The sequence below is a fragment of the Neisseria oralis genome, assembly GCF_045062685.1.
Lineage (GTDB): Bacteria > Pseudomonadota > Gammaproteobacteria > Burkholderiales > Neisseriaceae > Neisseria > Neisseria oralis.
On record NZ_JBJGEB010000003.1, the window covers coordinates 236,195 to 253,048 of the forward strand.

The following is a 16,854-nucleotide window of genomic DNA, read 5'->3' on the forward strand; positions in this document are numbered from 1 at the left end:
AGAGGCCGTCTGAAAGATAGTTTTCAGACGGCCTCTTGATATATAAAGGCAAGCCGGGCAGTTAGCGGTTCAAATCCAGATCCGCCTTGTATTCGATGCGTCCGTGGTCTTTGCTCTCGATGGAAACGTCCAATTCTTGGCGGCCGCGTCTGAATTTCAAATCCGCATCGTCGCGTTTGATTTCGGATTCCACCACGCGGAAGCCTTTGCTGTGGGCGTGGGCGATGACTTTTTTGGCCAAAGTGGGGATGGAGGTATGGCGGGCGGAAAGTTCGGCTTCGTATTCGAACTCGCCGTTGCCCTGATGGTCTGCTTTTACTGTGTGCGCACCGGCGGGGCGGTAAATTTCAGACGGCAGCGGTGCGGCGAATGCGCTGGCGGAGAACAGGGCCAAAATGCCGGTTACCATCAGAGATTTTGCTTTAGTCATTATCTTTCCTTTCAGGTTGCCAAAAGCCGCGTCAAACGGCTGTCGGAGGCAATGTTAGGCATACTGCATCATCGTGGCAAGCGGCTGTACTTGGTTTTACATCCGCCCGTTTCCGCCCGCCCCAGCCTTACAGCCTTTTGCAGAAAACGGCAAATGTAAGGGAATACATACAAGTCGGTTTTTCGTGTCTGCCGGCGGGCTTATCGTTTGCCTGAATCGGGTGGGCGGGGAAGAAATCCGTTAAAATAGCGCATTCATTATTTTTCAGACGGCCTCAAACCATGCTGGTACTAGGAATCGAATCATCCTGCGACGAAACGGGCGTTGCGCTTTACGACACCGAACGCGGCCTGTTGGCGCACCATCTTCACACCCAAATGGCGATGCACGCCGAATACGGCGGCGTTGTTCCCGAACTTGCCAGCCGCGACCACATCCGCCGCGTCGTGCCGCTGACGCAGGGCTGTTTGCAGGAAGCGGGCGTTTCCTATGACGACATCGATGCCGTCGCCTACACCCAAGGACCGGGCTTGGGCGGCGCGCTTCTGGCGGGTTCGGGCTACGCCAATGCTTTGGCGTTTGCCTTGAACAAACCCGTCATCCCCGTCCACCATCTCGAAGGCCATTTGCTCTCTCCATTGTTGGCGGCCGACAAGCCTGAATTTCCGTTCGTCGCCCTGCTGGTTTCGGGCGGGCATACGCAGTTTATGGCGGTGCGCGGCATCGGCGACTACACGCTGATGGGCGAAAGCGTCGATGACGCGGCGGGCGAGGCGTTCGACAAAACCGCCAAACTCTTGGGGCTACCCTACCCCGGCGGCGCAAAGCTGTCCGAACTGGCGAAGCTGGGCAACCCCGATGCCTTCTCGTTTCCGCGCCCCATGCTCCATTCGCACGATTTGCAGATGAGCTTCTCCGGTTTGAAAACCGCCGTGCTGACCGCCGTCGAAAAAGTCCGCGCCGAAAACAACGGCGAAATCCCCGAGCAAACGCGCAACGACATCTGCCGCGCGTTTCAAGACGCGGTGATCGACGTCCTCGCCGCCAAAGCCAAAAAAGCCTTGTTGGATACCGGTTTCAGAACTTTGGTCGTTGCGGGCGGCGTCGGTGCAAACTGGAAGCTGCGCGACGAATTTTCCCGCCTGAGCGTCAAAAAGCCGTCTGAAAAAGGCAAACCCAAGCCTAAGGAAGAAAAAATCAAAGTCTGTTTTCCGCCCATGGAATACTGCACCGACAACGGCGCGATGATTGCCTTCGCCGGCGCGATGAGGTTGCAGGAGCGGCAGCCCGCAGGCGCATTCAACGTCAAACCGCGCTGGCCGCTGTCGGATATTGTGAAATGAGGGAAACGCTCGATACGGTTTGATGCCGTTCGGGCGTTATGCGTATTGAAACCAGTCGAGGAGAAACCGATGTCGTTTTCACAGGAAGCATGGCGGCGCAATGCTGCTCTATATCAGGCCACGCTGAATCTGCCGTTTAATCAGGAGCTGGCGCGGGGTACGCTCGGGCGCGAGGCGTTTTGCCATTATGTCATTCAAGACGCGCATTATTTGGAGGCTTACGGCCGCGCCTTGGCGGTGTGTGCCGCCAAAGCATCCGATGCTGCTGGGATTTTGCAGTTTGCCGCGTTTGCGCAGGAGGCGGTGGAGGTCGAGCGGCAGCTGCACAGCGGCTTTATGCAGCAATTCGGCATTACCGACAAGCAGTACGCCGAAACGCCGCTGACCGCAGCCTGCCACCATTACACGTCGTATCTGTTGGCGACGGCCTGGTCGGAAAGTTATCCCGTGGTGCTGGCCTGCCTGCTGCCGTGCTTCTGGATTTATGCCGAAGTCGGTAAAGATATTTACGCCCAATCCGTGCCGGACAATCCGTATCAGGCTTGGATTGACACTTATGCGGGCGAAGAATTTAACGAATCGGTGCGCAGAGTGATTGCCGCGGTCGACGCAGCAGCCGTAGCCGCGGCCGAAACCGTGCGGAAGATGCACGCGGCTTATACGGCGGCGGCAAAACTGGAATGGCTGTTTTGGGACAGTGCCTATCACCGGCGCGGGTGGGAAGGGTTGGAAAAGTTTTAGCGTCCGATCGCGCCTGAATAATAAAAGGCCGTCTGAAAAACATATTTTCAGACGGCCTTTAAAATTTCAGAACCTGCCGTTACTGGTTTTTCTCGATGATTTCCTTCAGCATCGGCATCGGGCTGTAACCGCTCTGCACTCTGCCGTTGGGGAAGACCAGCGTCGGGGTGCCGGTGAAGCCCAGTTGTTCGCCCAGCGAAGTGGTTTCGGCGACGGGGTTGCTGCAGCCGGCTTTGCCGTTTTCGGGGAGCTTGCCTTTGCGCATCCATTCCGTCCAGACCTTGGTATGGTCTTTCTGGCACCAGATAAGCTCGGCTTTGCGCGCGGCGTCGGGGTGCAGGCTCGGAATCGGCATCATGAAGTTGTAAATCGTGATGTCGGTCATTTTTTCAAATTCGTGCTCCAAACGCTTGCAGAATGGGCAGTCGGGGTCAGAGAACACGGCGATTTTCAGTTTGCCGTTGCCGCGCACTTCTTTAATCGCTTTGTCTAAAGGCAGGGTGGAGAAGTCGATTTTGTTCAATTCGGCGATGCGTTCTTCAGTGATGCTTTGGCGTTTGTTGATGTCGATGAGGTCGCCCACCAGCATGTAGTCGCCCGAAGCGTCGGTATAGATGACCTGTTTGCCGGTTACGATGACTTCGTAAATGCCTTTGAGCGGCGTTTCGCTGACACTGACGACTTTCAGGTTCTGGCCGGCGTAGGTTTTTTCCAGCTTCGCTTTCACTGTTTCGACCACGTTGCCGCCGGCGGGTTTGGCCGAAACCGCCGAACTTACGGCGGGAGCCGAAGCGGTTTTGCTGCTGCCGTTGGTCTGCCCGCAGGCAATCAGGGGCAGCAGGGTAAGGGGGATAAGGAATTTGACGAGTTTGTTTTTCATATGTGAGGTTGATGTGTTGCCGTTAAAGATTGGGCATTGTATCAAACATGGGGTGCATACGCATTTGATAATTTGCTCGGAATGATGGCGGAAAGTCGCATTCGCATCTTGCAGCGGAGGCGGCTCGGGTTTTTCTTGGCGCGGATTCGTTTAAAATATGTGGATTCTAGAATCCAGCTGCCTTTCCACACTGTTTGACATGATGATCTACCACCGCATCGCCGTAAACGTGCCGCTTTCAGACGGCCTTTTGACTTATTCCCATTCCGAGCCGTTGCCGCAGGGAACGCGGGTGCTTGTGCCTTTCCGCAACAAGACCGTGGTCGGGATTGTGTGGGAAACGGATATTGCGCCCGATATGGATGCGGCGCGGATTTTGGGCGTTCAGACGACCTTTTCGGACGAGCCGCCGCTGCCTGAAAGCTGGCGTGATTTGCTCTCGTTTACGTCGCGTTATTACCACTATCCGACGGGGCAGGCGGTGTTTGCCGCGCTGCCGCAGGGTTTGAAGGAAACGCGCGCGGTGGAAATGCCGCAGCCGCCGTTGTTTTACGCGCTGAACGAAGCGGGTAGGGCGCAAACGCCGCCGCCGGCAAGGTTCAACAAAAAAGCGGCTTTGTGGGACGCGCTGCTGTCGGGCGGGATGACGATGGCGGCGTTGAAGCAGGTAAACGCGCAGGCGGCGAAGTTAATCGAAGATTGGGCGGAACAGGGTTGGATTGAAACGACGGAAGCGGCGAAACCCGTTTTAAGGCCGTCTGAATTTGTGTTAAACCCAAACCAGCAGAAGGCTTCCGATGAAATTCAGACGACCTTCGGCAGCTTTAAACCGTTTCTGCTGTACGGCATCACCGGCAGCGGTAAGACCGAGGTGTATTTCGATGCGATGGCGAAAGTGTTGGCGCAGGGGCGGCAGGTGTTGTTTCTGTTGCCCGAGATCAACCTCACGCCGCAGCTTTTGAAGCGGGTGGAAAACCGTTTTGCCGACGTGCCGACCGCCGTGTTGCACAGCCAGATGGCGGCAGGCAGGCGCACGCAGGATTATCTGCGTGCGATGTTGGGGCAGGCGAAGCTGGTGATCGGCACGCGGTTGGCGGTGTTCACGCCTTTGCCTGATGTCGGGCTGATTGTGGTCGATGAGGAACACGACGGCTCGTTCAAACAGGACAACGAATTGCGCTACCACGCCCGCGATTTGGCGGTATGGCGGGCGAAGCAGAGCGGCTGCCCCGTCGTCTTGGGCAGCGCCACGCCCAGCCTAGAGAGTTGGCACAAAGCGCAAAGCGGCGCGTACCGCCTGCTGCAACTGACCGAACGCGCCTATACCGCTGCGCAACTGCCGCAAGTGGACATCCTCAACGTGGGTCGTCTGAAACTCGACAACGGCTTCTCGCCGCAAGCCTTGCAGCTTTTGAAACAGAACTTCGAAGCGGGCGGCATGTCGCTGGTGTACCTCAACCGGCGCGGTTTCGCGCCCGCGCTGTTTTGCGGCGACTGCGGTCATACCTTCGGCTGCCCGAACTGCTCCGCCAAAATGGTGCTGCACCAACGCGCCCGCCAACTGCGCTGCCACCACTGCGATCACCGCGAACCCATCCCGTTCAAATGCCCCGACTGCGGCAACCAAGACCTGACCGCCGTCGGCCACGGCACGCAGCGCGTCGAAGAAACCCTGCGCGCCTTCCTGCCCAAGGCCGCCGTCGTCCGCGTCGACAGGGACAGCACCGCGCACAAAAACGACTGGGCGGATTTGTACCGCCGCATCGCCGACAACGAAATCGACATTCTGGTCGGCACGCAGATGCTCGCCAAAGGCCATGATTTCGCGCGGCTCAACCTCGTTATCGTATTGAACGCCGACGGCAGCCTGTACAGTGCGGACTTTCGCGCGCCGGAAAGGCTGTTCGCCGAGCTGATGCAAGTGTCCGGCAGGGCGGGGCGCGCCGACAAACCCGGCAAGGTGCTGATACAGACCCAACTGCCCGAACATCCCGTCTTCGCCGCCGTCAAAGCGCAGGACTACGCCGTGTTTGCCGAAAACGAATTGAACGAGCGGCAAATGTTCGCCATGCCGCCCTTCGGTTTTCAGACCGCCGTCCGCGCCGACGCGCCGCGCGTTGCCGATGCGATGGAATTTCTCAACACCGCCAAAGAAACCCTCGCCCCGCTTTTGCCCGCAAGCGTCTCCCAGTTCGGCGCCGCCCCCATGCTGATGGTGCGCCTCGCCGAACGCGAACGCGCGCAAATCTTCCTCGAATCGACATCCCGACAGGATTTGCACCGCGCCGTGAGTTTGTGGGTGCAGGTGTTGCAGCAAAACCGCGACGGCAAAATCCGATGGTCGGTGGATGTGGACGCGCAGGAAATGTAGTCGTTTAAAGGCGGTGGGTGGGGCCGTCTGAAAAAAACAACGTTTTTTCCGAAATGCCGGCCCGCGCTAATTCAACACTAATTTGATGATGTTTTAATGTGTATGTCGAAACCTGATACACACGAAAGGAAACATGATGAAAAAAATCTTGCTGACCGCCGTTATCGCCCTGTCTGCCGCAACCGCGTTTGCCAACGACTATATCGAACACCGGATTTACAGCGATAAAAACTTCGAGCAAAACCGCGCCAAAGCGGTGAGGATGCTGAAAGACCGCGGCTATCGCGTGCACGATGTCGATGCCGACGACTTCCGCGGCCAGCCGGTGCTGGAAGTGGAAGCCTTTAGAGACGGCCGCGAATACGACATTATTTTGTCTTATCCCGATTTGAGAATCATTAGAGAGCGAATCGATTACTAAGCGTCCGCAATACGATACAGGCCGTCTGAAACATTTTCAGACGGCCTGTATCGTATTGCGGCGAGGAGGCTGGAGGAACGGATTTCCGCAAAGGCGGTTCACTGCTGCAACCGTTTTTTGTCCAATTCCGCTTTAACCAGCAGGCCGTGTGCGAACTGCCTGCTGTCGGTCAAAACCAGCCGGCCGCCGTAGCGTTTGGCGATGGCGTCGGCAATGGGAAGCCCCAGCCCCGTACCTTGCTGTTCCGTGCCGAGGATGCGGTAAAACGGGTCGAGTACGCGGCTGCGTTCGGCGGCGGGGATGCCGTTGCCGTTGTCTTCCACCCACAAAACCAGATGCGTGGCGGTTTCGTCGAACCCCAAATCGATTCGGCCGCCTTCGGGCGTGTAACGCACGGCATTGTCGGCCAGCGTTTTGACAAGGGTGAATATTTCGGTGTCGTCCGCCCAGATTTCGCACTCGGTTTCCACCGCCGCGCCGATGTCTTGGTTTTTGGCGGTAGCCAGCGGCAGCAGGGTTTCGATGGTGCGGCGGAACAGGGTTTGCAGGCTGATGAGGCTTTTCGGACGTTGCACTTCGAGCGTTTGGGCGCGGGCGAACGAGAGGAGCTGTTCCAGCAGGTGGCGGTTGCGGCTGATGCTTTGCTGCAAGACGGCGGACTGCTGCTGCGCTTCCGGCGGCAGGGACATGCTGTTGAGCCGTTCGGCCTGAAGCGAGAGGGCGGTCATCGGGCTGCGCAGTTCGTGGGCGGCGTCGGCGATAAACCGCTGCTGCTGGCGCATGTTTTCCTGCGTGCGTTCCAGCAGGCGGTTGATGGCGGTAACGAAGCCGGTGATTTCGCTGGGAACGTCGTCGGTAGCGAGCGGCGAGAGGTCGTTGTCCTGCCGCTGCCCCAGGCTTCGCGACAGTTTTTTGACGGGGCGCATGGTGCGGTGGGCAATCCATACGGTCAGTGCGACAGACAGCGGAATGGAGAGCAACAGAGGCAGGGTGCTGCGCCATGCGGCGTTTTCAGCCAGGTCTTCGCGGTATTCGCTTTCTTGTATGACGGCTATCTGCCCTTGGCCGGTCCGGTGCAGGTAGGCGCGGTAGTTGTCGTCGTCGTCGGTCAGGTTGTGGAAGCCGTCTGAAAGATGGGCGGGAATGTCAAAGCGGCCGTCGCTGCCCGGAAGTTGGACGAAGATATGGGCGTCGTTGTCGCTTTCGGGCAGTTCCGCCATATGGTCGGACGCAGGACTGATGTGGGCGGCGGTCTGCCGCAGCAGGTCGTCTTGCAATTCTTCGGTTTCTTGATAGGTGGCGTAAAACGAAAAGCCGCCTGCGGCGGCGGCCAGCAGCAGCGTGGCCGCCGTCAGTGCGAGGCTGAGGCGGGCTTGCAGGGAATTTTTAATTGTGTGGATAAAGTCGTTCATGGTACTGCGGATTGGGTTATGGTTGTCGGCGCGGCAGGCGTGGCCGTCTGAAATTTTCCGCTGCGCGGGTGTTTCAGGCGTCGCCCTTTTCCACCAGCCAGCCTACGCCGCGGACGTTGCGGATGTGTTCTTTGCCGAGTTTCTTGCGCAGCGAATGGATAAGGAAGTCGACCGCGTTGCTTTCCACCTCTTCGCCCCAGCCGTAGATTTTGTCTTCCAGGTCGCTGCGCGAAAAAATGGTGCCCGGCCGCATCATCAGCGCTTGTAACACGGCGAATTCTTTGTTGCTCAGGGCGACGGGTTCGGTTTGTCCGGCAATCTGAACCTGATAGGTGGCGGGGTTGAGCGTGAGGACGCCGTTGCTCAGGAGCGGCTGGCTTTGGCCGTTGTTGCGCCGCAGGATGGCGCGCATCCGCGCCTGCAGTTCGGCCATGTCGAAAGGCTTGACGATATAGTCGTCCGCCCCGCCGTCCAGACCGTGCAGGCGGCTGTGGAGGTCGTCGCGGGCGGTAACGATCAATACCGGCACCTGGCAGCCGCTGCTGCGCAGCCGTGCCAACACCTGAAGCCCGTCCAGCCCGGGCAGCCCCAGGTCGAGCAGCAACAAGTCGTACTCCTGCGCCTGTACCGCCGCCGCGGTCTGCGCTCCGTTTTTCACTCTGTCCACCGCGTAGCCGCTGTCTTTCAGGTTGGCACAGACGGCCTCGGCAATCATGTTGTCGTCTTCGACTATCAGTACGCGCATTTTAGGTTCTCCCGAAAGTATGTTATAGGTGGAATAGATACTACGATACACGGATAAAATTAGGAAGTGATTAGTTGGGGCGGGCAGGCAAATCCGTTTACAACCATGATGTTATACAGTATCATCCGTTTGTCTTTAATGTTTTTCAGACGGCCTTTGGGACTGCAAAGGCCGTCTGAAATTTTGGGGCTGTTATGAAATCCATTTTACTGGCCGGATTGTTCCAGCGGCTGCTCATCGTGCTGATTGCGCTTGCCGTCGTGTGGGGCATCTATTTTTGGGCGGCGGGCGTATGAGCATTATTGTGGACAACCTGACCGTCAGCTACCGGAGCCGGCCCGCGGTGCACCACGTTTCGGCGGAGTTTGCCGACCAATCGATGTGGGCGGTGTTCGGGCCGAACGGGGCGGGAAAATCGACGCTGCTCAAGGCGGTGATGGGGCTGCAAAAGGCGGATACCGGCTGCGTCCGCCGAATCGGGCTGAAACGCGGAGACATCGCCTATCTGCCGCAGCAGTCGGAAACCGACCGCAGCCAGCCGATGACGGTTTTCGAACTGGCGGCGATGGGGCTGTGGTACGAAATCGGTTTTTTCGGCCGCGTCAATGCCGGACAGCGGCAGCGTGTTTTCGACGCGCTCGAACGGGTGGAGATGGCGGATTTTGCCGAACGGCAGATTGCGCACTTGTCCAACGGGCAGTTTCAGCGCGTGTTGTTTGCGCGGATGCTGGTTCAGGATGCGAAATTCCTGCTGCTGGACGAACCGTTTAACGCGGTCGACGCCAAAACGACTTACGCGCTGCTGGAAGTGTTGGCGGCATGTCACACCGAAGGGCGGGCAGTGATTGCCGTGCTGCACGATTACGAGCAGGTGCGCGCCTATTTCGCCGACACGCTGCTGCTGGCGCGCGAGAAGATTGCGGCGGGGGCGACGGAGGCCGTGCTGACCGAGGAATACCTGCGGCAGGCCGATGCCGCGATGCAGCGGCACGGTTCGGCGGATTGGTGCGAGGCGTGATTTTTCAGACGGCCTTTTTATCGGAAACACGGCATCCGCCGGTTTCGTTTCTCTGCGAAAATTCCCTATGAATTTCTACGATTTGATTATTTCCCCCTTTATCGAATTTGACTTTATGCGTTATGCGCTGGCGTCTATCGTTTTCTTGGCGCTCAGTGCCGCGCCGGTGGGCGTGTTTCTGGTGATGCGCCGCATGAGCCTGGTCGGCGACGCTTTGAGCCATGCGGTGCTGCCCGGGGCGGCCGTCGGCTATATGGCGGCGGGACTGAGCCTGCCGGCGATGAGTATCGGCGGATTTGCGGCGGGGATGCTGATGGCGCTGCTGGCGGGGCTGGTCAGCCGTTTCACTTCTTTGAAGGAAGACGCGAATTTCGCCGCTTTCTATCTGAGCAGCCTTGCCATTGGCGTGGTGTTGGTCAGTAAAAACGGCGACAGCGTCGATTTGCTTCATCTGCTGTTCGGTTCGGTGCTGGCGGTGGACGTGCCCGCGCTGCAACTGGTGGCGGCGGTGGCCAGCCTGACTGTTACCGCGCTGGCGGTGATTTACCGCCCGCTGATGCTGGAAAGCATAGACCCGCTGTTTTTAAGGGCGGTCAACGGCAGGGGCGGGGTTTGGCACGTGCTGTTTCTGGTGCTGGTGGTGATGAATCTGGTGGCGGGCTTTCAGGCGCTCGGCACGCTGATGTCGGTCGGCCTGATGATGCTGCCGGCGATTACCGCGCGGCTTTGGGCGAGGAACATGGGCGGGCTGATGCTGGCCTCGCTGGCCTTCGCCTTGGTGTGCGGTCTGGGCGGGCTGCTGTTTTCCTACCATGTCGAGATTCCTTCCGGTCCGGCGATTATTTTGTGGTGCGGCGCGCTGTATCTGTTTTCCGTGGTGTTCGGCAAAGAGGGCGGGATGCTCACCAAATGGCTCAAGCACAGGAAACACCGCACGGCCTGACGGTTCGGAATGTGCGGGAAATCCGGACGCAGGGTTCCCATCCGCCGCCGAATCCCCTATCATCGGAGTATCGGTTTTCAGACGGCCTTTCTGCATCGGGGCCGTCTGAACGCATCCGGACATATCGTTAAGGAGAAAGGAAACAAAATGCTGTTGGGTGTCAATATCGACCATGTCGCCACGCTGCGCAATGCGCGCGGTACGACTTATCCCAGTCCGGTGGAGGCCGCGCTGGTGGCGGAAACCCACGGGGCCGACCTGATTACGCTGCATCTGCGCGAAGACCGCCGCCATATGAAGGACGCCGACGTGTTCGCCGTGAAAAACGCCATCCGCACGCGGCTGAATTTGGAAATGGCGCTGACCGAAGAAATGTTGGAAAACGCACTGAACGTCATGCCCGAAGACGTGTGCATCGTGCCGGAAAAACGGCAGGAAATCACCACCGAGGGCGGGCTGGACGTGTTGGCGCAGCAGGACAAAGTGGCGCAATACGTTAAAACGTTGACCGACGCGGGCATACGGGTTTCGCTGTTTATCGACGCCGACGGCGGCCAGATTCAGGCCGCGCACGAAGTCGGCGTGCCCGTCATCGAGCTGCACACCGGCGCGTATGCCGACGCCCCGAACCACGCCGAACGCGCCCGCCAGCTTGCCCGCATTGAAAACGGCGCGCATTTCGCCGCCGATTTGGGGCTGGTCGTCAACGCGGGACACGGCCTGACCATCCACAACGTGACGCCGATAGCCCAGATTCTGGCTATCAGGGAATTGAACATCGGCCATTCGCTGATTGCGCAGGCCGTATTCCTCGGGCTGCCCGAAGCCGTGCGCCAGATGAAGGAAGCCATGTTCCGCGCACGCATGATGCCGTAGGATACGGTTTAAAAACGGACATTTTCAGACGGCCTGCCGCGCCGTCTGCCTTCCCAAGGAGAATTTCATGATTTACGGCGTCGGAACAGACCTCGTTTCCCTCAAACGCATCGTGCGGCTCAATAAAAAATTCGGCATGTCTTTTGCCGAACGCATCCTCAGCCCCGAAGAGCTGCTGGAGTTTCCGCAGGTGGGCAAACCGATTAACTACCTCGCCAAACGGTTCGCCGCCAAAGAAGCCTTCGCCAAAGCCGTCGGCACGGGCATCCGCGGCGCGGTAACGTTCCGCAATGTCGGCGTCGGCCACGACGCATTGGGCAAGCCCGAATTTTTCTACGCCGCCCCGCTGGCGCAGTGGCTGAAAGAACAAGGCATCGCGCGGGTGCATTTGAGCATGAGCGACGAAGAAGACACCGTTTCGGCCTTTGCCGTAGCCGAACGGGAGGCCGTCTGAAAACAACGTCGGCGTTTCAGACGGCCTGTTTTTCCAATCCGAACGAAGGCCGGAGCATTCCGGCCGATTTGACAACCATGACAGAACCAGACACCCGCCCCCTCATCCGCGTCGTCGCCGGCATCATCCTGAACGAACACGGCGACTACCTGCTCAGTTCGCGCCCCGAAGGAAAACCTTACGCGGGGTATTGGGAATTTGCCGGCGGCAAGGTCGAGGCGGGTGAAACCGAATTTCAGGCGCTGCAACGCGAGTTTGAAGAAGAACTCGGCATCCGCATCCGCCGCGCCGTACCGTGGCTGACCAAAATCCATTCTTACGAACACGCGCGCGTGCACCTGCGGTTTATGCGGGTCGAAGCCGGCTGGTGGACGGGCGAATTGCAGGCTAGGGAAGGGCAGGCGTGGTCTTGGCAGAAGGCGGGCGATTTCACCGTGTCGCCGATGCTGCCCGCCAACGGCCCGCTGCTGAAAGCCCTGTCCGTGCCGCGGTCGTTTACGGGTCGGCCGGATACGGGGCTGGAAGGCGAAAACGCTTCGGGCGCTTACCGCGTCGTGCCGTTCGGACTTGCCGAACCGCAACACAAACACATCCTGATAGACGAAGCCGTTTTGCGCGCAAGGGGCAGGATGCCGGAGGCGGAAAGCGTGTGGGTCAAGATTCAGACGGCCTCGCAATGGCCGCGCGTGCAGGATGCCGACGTGGTATTGTGGCAGGTGGGAAACAGGGAGGCGGCGGAAGCCGTGTGCGGCGTGCTGGCGGGCGGTGTTTCCATGCCGCTGGTGGTTGCGGCCGCGCCCGAATGGAATGCGTCATACCGCCGCCGCTGGCTGGATGCCGGTGCGCACGCGGTATTGGCCTGCGAAGAGACAGAGGCCGTCTGAAACATGGATAAGCGAAAGAAACTGCTGCTTGCGGGCGTTCTGCTGCTGGTGTTCGCCGCCGTCAAGGTCGGCGCGCTGGTCTGGTGGCAGGAGCGGCAGCCGGCGGCAAAGGCCGCGGCCTGCGACGTGCGTCGGGGCTGCACGCTGCCTAACGGCGTGTATGTGAAGTTTGGCGGCACCGGCGCGGCGAAGCAGCCGTTTGACGTCGAATTGAAAAACGTACCCGCCGCCGTCGGCGAAACCGGTATCAGCTTCTCCATGAAGGGGATGGATATGGGGTTCAACCGCTTCGAATTTGTGCAGCAGGGCGGCGGCGTATGGATGGCCGAACAGATACGCCTGCCGTTTTGCGTGGAAAACCGCCGCGATTATCTGGCGGACATCTATATCGGCGGCGAAGTGTTCCAAGTGGAATTCAGCGCGTATTGACGCCTATTTCTGCGACCGTGCCTGCTTGATGTCTTTTTCGGTTACCGTACCGCCGCCGTTGTTAAACGCGTTCATCACAAAGGTAGACAGCGCGGCCGCGTCGGCGTCGCTCATGGCGATGAAGGGCATGATGCCGTTGTAGGGTTTGCCGTTGACCGTAATTGGGCCTCGGATGCCCTTGACGATGGCTTTCGCCAGCACCTGCGGTTTGCCTTCGATATAGTCCGCCTTCGTCAGCGGCGGGAACACGGGCGCGCGCCCTTCGCCGTTTTTGCCGTGGCAGGCGGCGCAGTTTTTTTCGTAAACGGTTTTGCCCTTCGCCATCAGCGCGGCATCGGCTGCGGGTGCGGCATACGCGGCGGAAGAAAAGAGGATGAGGGCGGTCAGTGCGGTCGTGGTGGTTTTCATGGTGCGTCCTTACTTGCCGGTGTCCGGCCGTTTTGTCGGTTATTATTTGATTTTATATACAAAAGAGGCCGTCTGAAAACAGTTTTAACCCCGGCGGGGCTGTTTTCGGACGGCTTTGCGATTTGGGTCAAATTTTTACCGTTTTCAGACGGCCTGCGAAACGGTTGGCAGGCTTTGTCCGGCGCGGTTAATTTTCTTCTTTCACCCTCACCGCCATCAGCGTGTGCAGGCGGCGTTTGTCGGCGCGGGCGACGGTGAATTGCAGCGGGCCGACGACGACTTTTTCGCCGCGCACGGGCAGGCGGCCGAGTTCCTGAATGACCAGCCCGCCGATGGTGTCGGCTTCCTCGTCGCTGTAATCCGTGCCGAAAAAGGCGTTGACGTCTTCGATTTCGGTAACGGCGTTGATGCGCCAACGCTCGGCGGACACGGCGTGGATGTTGTCGGCGCTTTCGTCTTCGTCGAACTCGTCTTCGATGTCGCCGACGATTTGTTCGATGATGTCTTCAAAGGTAACGAGGCCGGACACGCCGCCGTATTCGTCGATGACGATGGCCATGTGGTTGCGCTGTTCGCGCAGCTCTTTCAACAGGGAATTGAGCGATTTGCCCTCAGGTACGAATACGGCCGGACGCAGGATGTTTTGCAGGTTGAACTGCTCCGGATTGGCCATGAATTTCAGCAGGTCTTTGGCATGCAGGATGCCCAGCACTTCGTCTTTGTCGCCGCTGATAACGGGGAAACGGGAATGTGAAGTCTCGATAATGTAGGCCACAATGCGGTCGATGCCGTCGTTTTCTTTGATTACGTTCATCTGGCTGCGCGTAATCATGGCGTCGCGCACTTCCAGTTCGGCAAAATCCAATACTTTCTCCAAACGGAAAAGCGTATCCGCATCAAACACTTCCTGTTCGTGCGCCTGCCGCAGCAGGTTGACGACGTCTTCGGCGGAATCCGGCTCTCCCGACAGTCGGGAAATCAGGCGTTCGAAAAAATTGGGCTTCGACTGGCTGTCGTCCATTTCAGTATTCGTCCTCTCGGTAAGGGTTGGGGTAATTCAATGCCTGCATCAGGCGGATTTCGAGTGCCTCCATTTCTTCGGCATCGTGTTCTTCGATGTGGTCGTAACCCATCAGGTGCAGCGTGCCGTGGAGGGTGAGGTGGGCAAAGTGCTGTTCGGCGGTTTTGCCCTGTTCGGCCGCTTCTTTAAACACGACCTGCGGGCAGATAATCAAATCGCCGCAGAGGCCGTCTGAAAACTGGTCGGGCAGGATTTCGCCTTCATTCAGGGCGAAACTCAAAACATTGGTGGCGTAGTCTTTGCCGCGGTAATCGCGGTTGTAGGCGCGGGCTTCTTCTTCGTCCAGAAGAATCAGGCTGATGTCGGCGCGGCGGTAGCGTTGTTTGACCGCCAGCCATGCCCAGCGGTAGAAGTCTTTTTCAGACGGCACGCCCGAAGCGGTCGAAGCGTTTTCAAAGTTTAAAACAAAACGCCGGCGCTGTAATTGCAGGAACGGGTATTTTTTAGCACGCTTCATGGGGTAGGCCGTAAGGAGGAGGGTGATGCAGAATATATCATTTCGGGCGCGGTTTTTAAAACAGTAAAATCAAATTTCGGCAGGCTTTCGCGGTGAGGTGGCGGCGGGCCGTTTATGTTAGACTTACGCCCTGTCTGTTTTAATTGCCTAAGCATCGTTATGAATCCGAAAAAACTCGTCATTGCCAGCCGCGAAAGCCTGCTTGCCATGTGGCAGGCGAAGCATATCCAAGGCCGTCTGAAAGCCCTGTATCCCGACTGCGAAGTCGAAATCTTGGGCATGACCACGCGCGGCGACCAGATTTTGGACAAAACCCTGTCGAAAATCGGCGGCAAAGGCCTGTTTATCAAAGAGCTGGAACAAGCCTTGCAAGACGGACGCGCCGATTTGGCGGTGCATTCGATTAAAGACGTGCCGATGGATTTGCCCGAAGGCTTCGCCCTTGCCGCCATCGGCGAGCGCGCCAATCCGTTTGACGCGTTCGTATCCAACCAATACGCGCGTTTGGAGGAAATGCCCAAAGGCGCCATCGTCGGCACATCCAGCCTGCGCCGCGAAGCCCAGTTGCGCGCCCGCTACCCGCACTTAGTGATTAAACCCCTGCGCGGCAACGTGCAAACCCGCCTGTCCAAACTTGATAACGGCGAATACGATGCCATCATCCTCGCCGCCGCCGGATTGCAGCGTTTGGAACTGGATGAACGCATCCGCCTGATTCTCTCCGAAGCCGACAGCCTGCCCGCTGCCGGACAAGGCGCGTTGGGCATCGAAATCGCCGCACACCGCACCGACCTTCTCGACGTATTGAAACCCTTAAACCACGACACAACACACGCCTGCGTGACCGCCGAACGCGCCCTCGCCCGCGCGTTGGGCGGAAGCTGCCAAGTACCGCTTGCCGCGTATTGCACCGAAGAAAACGGCCTGCTCACCCTGCGCGGACTGGTCGGACACCCCGACGGCTCGGTAATCTTGCAGGCAGACGCGCAAGCCCCCGCCGCCTACGCCGACGCGCTCGGACGCGCGGTTGCCAAAAAGCTGGCGGACGACGGCGCGCAGGAATTGATTGAAGCGGTGTTGGCAGAACAGGCCTAACCAAGCATAGAGGCCGTCTGAAACCCCAAAACGTCGGGTTTCAGACGGCCTTTTGCGTTATAATCCCACTCATTTCAAAAACATACAAACCGCACCCGCATCATGAACAAACGCATCCGACAAGAAATCTTCGAGCGTTTCCGCGCCGCCAATCCGCACCCGACCACCGAACTCAACTTCAACTCGCCCTTCGAGCTGCTTATCGCCGTCCTCTTGTCGGCGCAGGCCACCGACGTAGGCGTGAACAAGGCGACGGCAAAACTGTTTCCCGTGGCCGCCACGCCGCAGGCGATGCTGGATTTGGGGTTGGACGGCGTGATGGAATACACCAAAACCATAGGGCTTTACAAAACCAAGTCCAAACATATCATGCAGACCTGCCGCATCCTGCTGGAAAAATATCACGGCGAAGTGCCCGCCGACCGTGCCGCGCTGGAAGCACTGCCCGGAGTGGGGCGCAAAACGGCAAACGTGGTGCTGAACACGGCGTTCGGGCAGCCGGTCATGGCGGTCGACACCCATATCTTCCGCGTTTCCAACCGCACCAAAATCGCGCCGGGCAAGGACGTGCGCGAGGTGGAGGACAAGCTGATGCGCTTTGTGCCGAAAGAGTTTCTGATGGACGCGCATCATTGGCTCATCCTGCACGGCCGCTACACCTGCAAAGCGTTGAAACCGCAATGTAAAACCTGCATTATCAACGATTTGTGCGAATATCCGGCCAAACTGATGTAGTCAGGGGAAAGAGGCCGTCTGAAACCGGGACGGTTTGCCGCATCGGGCGGAATCGGCGTGTGCAACGGTAAATTTTAATAAAATGAAGCGACTAACAGGCAGGCGGCTATTGCGGAACGCACCGTCCGCCT

At 58.5% G+C, this 16,854-nt stretch carries 19 protein-coding genes; 12 read left to right on the forward strand and 7 right to left on the reverse strand.

The features are described from left to right. Window positions 1-61 precede the first annotated feature (61 nt). Complete coding sequence (locus ACI43T_RS04450) at window positions 62-430, reverse strand: hypothetical protein (RefSeq protein WP_009174594.1); 369 nt, start codon at window positions 428-430, stop codon at window positions 62-64. A gap of 281 nt (window positions 431-711) precedes the next feature. Between ACI43T_RS04450 and tsaD the strand changes: the two genes are divergently transcribed. Both tsaD and tenA read left to right on the forward strand, forming a co-directional pair. Then, window positions 712-1,773 (forward strand): tRNA (adenosine(37)-N6)-threonylcarbamoyltransferase complex transferase subunit TsaD, encoded by a 1,062-nt coding sequence (gene tsaD, locus ACI43T_RS04455; protein ID WP_405385649.1) that lies wholly within the window; start codon window positions 712-714, stop codon window positions 1,771-1,773. Window positions 1,774-1,842: 69 nt separating this feature from the next. Next, complete coding sequence (gene tenA, locus ACI43T_RS04460) at window positions 1,843-2,514, forward strand: thiaminase II (RefSeq protein ID WP_405385650.1); 672 nt, start codon at window positions 1,843-1,845, stop codon at window positions 2,512-2,514. Window positions 2,515-2,593: 79 nt separating this feature from the next. Here tenA and ACI43T_RS04465 read toward each other — a convergent pair whose 3' ends face one another. Further along, window positions 2,594-3,394, reverse strand: a complete 801-nt coding sequence (locus tag ACI43T_RS04465; RefSeq protein WP_314105670.1) for a DsbC family protein — start codon at window positions 3,392-3,394, stop codon at window positions 2,594-2,596. 202 nt (window positions 3,395-3,596) lie between these two features. On the opposite strand from ACI43T_RS04465, the gene ACI43T_RS04470 reads away from it, so the two are divergent. Then, entirely contained in the window at window positions 3,597-5,765 is a 2,169-nt protein-coding gene (locus tag ACI43T_RS04470; RefSeq protein ID WP_405385674.1) for a primosomal protein N', read from the forward strand. Between the two features lie 136 nt (window positions 5,766-5,901). Further along, on the forward strand, window positions 5,902-6,186 hold the full coding sequence (locus ACI43T_RS04475; RefSeq protein WP_039850974.1) for a PepSY domain-containing protein: 285 nt from the start codon (window positions 5,902-5,904) through the stop codon (window positions 6,184-6,186). A gap of 98 nt (window positions 6,187-6,284) precedes the next feature. On the opposite strand, the gene ACI43T_RS04480 is transcribed toward ACI43T_RS04475, so the two are convergent. Next, window positions 6,285-7,598 carry an ATP-binding protein gene (locus ACI43T_RS04480; RefSeq protein WP_405385651.1) on the reverse strand — a complete coding sequence of 438 codons (1,314 nt, stop codon included), beginning with the start codon at window positions 7,596-7,598 and terminating at the stop codon, window positions 6,285-6,287. A gap of 73 nt (window positions 7,599-7,671) precedes the next feature. Beyond that, complete coding sequence (locus tag ACI43T_RS04485; RefSeq protein ID WP_009174587.1) at window positions 7,672-8,343, reverse strand: response regulator; 672 nt, start codon at window positions 8,341-8,343, stop codon at window positions 7,672-7,674. Window positions 8,344-8,635: 292 nt separating this feature from the next. Here ACI43T_RS04485 and ACI43T_RS04490 point away from each other — a divergent pair, with 292 nt between their 5' ends. From ACI43T_RS04490 to ACI43T_RS04515, 6 genes are all read left to right on the forward strand, one after another. Next, window positions 8,636-9,361 (forward strand): metal ABC transporter ATP-binding protein, encoded by a 726-nt coding sequence (locus tag ACI43T_RS04490; RefSeq protein ID WP_039850972.1) that lies wholly within the window; start codon window positions 8,636-8,638, stop codon window positions 9,359-9,361. Window positions 9,362-9,428: 67 nt separating this feature from the next. Next, entirely contained in the window at window positions 9,429-10,304 is an 876-nt protein-coding gene (locus ACI43T_RS04495; protein WP_405385652.1) for a metal ABC transporter permease, read from the forward strand. A 147-nt stretch (window positions 10,305-10,451) separates the two neighbouring features. Next, complete coding sequence (locus ACI43T_RS04500) at window positions 10,452-11,180, forward strand: pyridoxine 5'-phosphate synthase (RefSeq protein WP_405385675.1); 729 nt, start codon at window positions 10,452-10,454, stop codon at window positions 11,178-11,180. 67 nt (window positions 11,181-11,247) lie between these two features. After that, complete coding sequence (acpS, locus tag ACI43T_RS04505; protein WP_009174583.1) at window positions 11,248-11,634, forward strand: holo-ACP synthase; 387 nt, start codon at window positions 11,248-11,250, stop codon at window positions 11,632-11,634. A 77-nt stretch (window positions 11,635-11,711) separates the two neighbouring features. Then, window positions 11,712-12,518, forward strand: a complete 807-nt coding sequence (locus tag ACI43T_RS04510; protein ID WP_405385653.1) for an NUDIX domain-containing protein — start codon at window positions 11,712-11,714, stop codon at window positions 12,516-12,518. Between the two features lie 3 nt (window positions 12,519-12,521). Next, a complete protein-coding gene (locus ACI43T_RS04515) occupies window positions 12,522-12,947 on the forward strand; it encodes a hypothetical protein (protein ID WP_405385654.1) in 426 nt (141 codons plus the stop codon). A 3-nt stretch (window positions 12,948-12,950) separates the two neighbouring features. Here the strand turns inward: ACI43T_RS04515 and ACI43T_RS04520 are convergent, their stop codons facing one another. The 3 genes from ACI43T_RS04520 to ybeY all read right to left on the reverse strand — a co-directional run bounded on the left by ACI43T_RS04520 (window position 12,951) and on the right by ybeY (window position 14,893). Beyond that, on the reverse strand, window positions 12,951-13,355 hold the full coding sequence (locus tag ACI43T_RS04520) for a c-type cytochrome (RefSeq protein WP_405385655.1): 405 nt from the start codon (window positions 13,353-13,355) through the stop codon (window positions 12,951-12,953). A 187-nt stretch (window positions 13,356-13,542) separates the two neighbouring features. After that, window positions 13,543-14,376 (reverse strand): HlyC/CorC family transporter, encoded by an 834-nt coding sequence (locus ACI43T_RS04525; protein WP_009174579.1) that lies wholly within the window; start codon window positions 14,374-14,376, stop codon window positions 13,543-13,545. A 1-nt stretch (window position 14,377) separates the two neighbouring features. Next, on the reverse strand, window positions 14,378-14,893 hold the full coding sequence (ybeY, locus tag ACI43T_RS04530) for an rRNA maturation RNase YbeY (RefSeq protein WP_314105659.1): 516 nt from the start codon (window positions 14,891-14,893) through the stop codon (window positions 14,378-14,380). Window positions 14,894-15,052: 159 nt separating this feature from the next. On the opposite strand from ybeY, the gene hemC reads away from it, so the two are divergent. Beyond that, window positions 15,053-15,988, forward strand: a complete 936-nt coding sequence (hemC, locus tag ACI43T_RS04535) for a hydroxymethylbilane synthase (protein WP_405385656.1) — start codon at window positions 15,053-15,055, stop codon at window positions 15,986-15,988. A gap of 102 nt (window positions 15,989-16,090) precedes the next feature. Continuing rightward, complete coding sequence (nth, locus tag ACI43T_RS04540; protein ID WP_293276131.1) at window positions 16,091-16,723, forward strand: endonuclease III; 633 nt, start codon at window positions 16,091-16,093, stop codon at window positions 16,721-16,723. Window positions 16,724-16,854 lie beyond the last annotated feature (131 nt).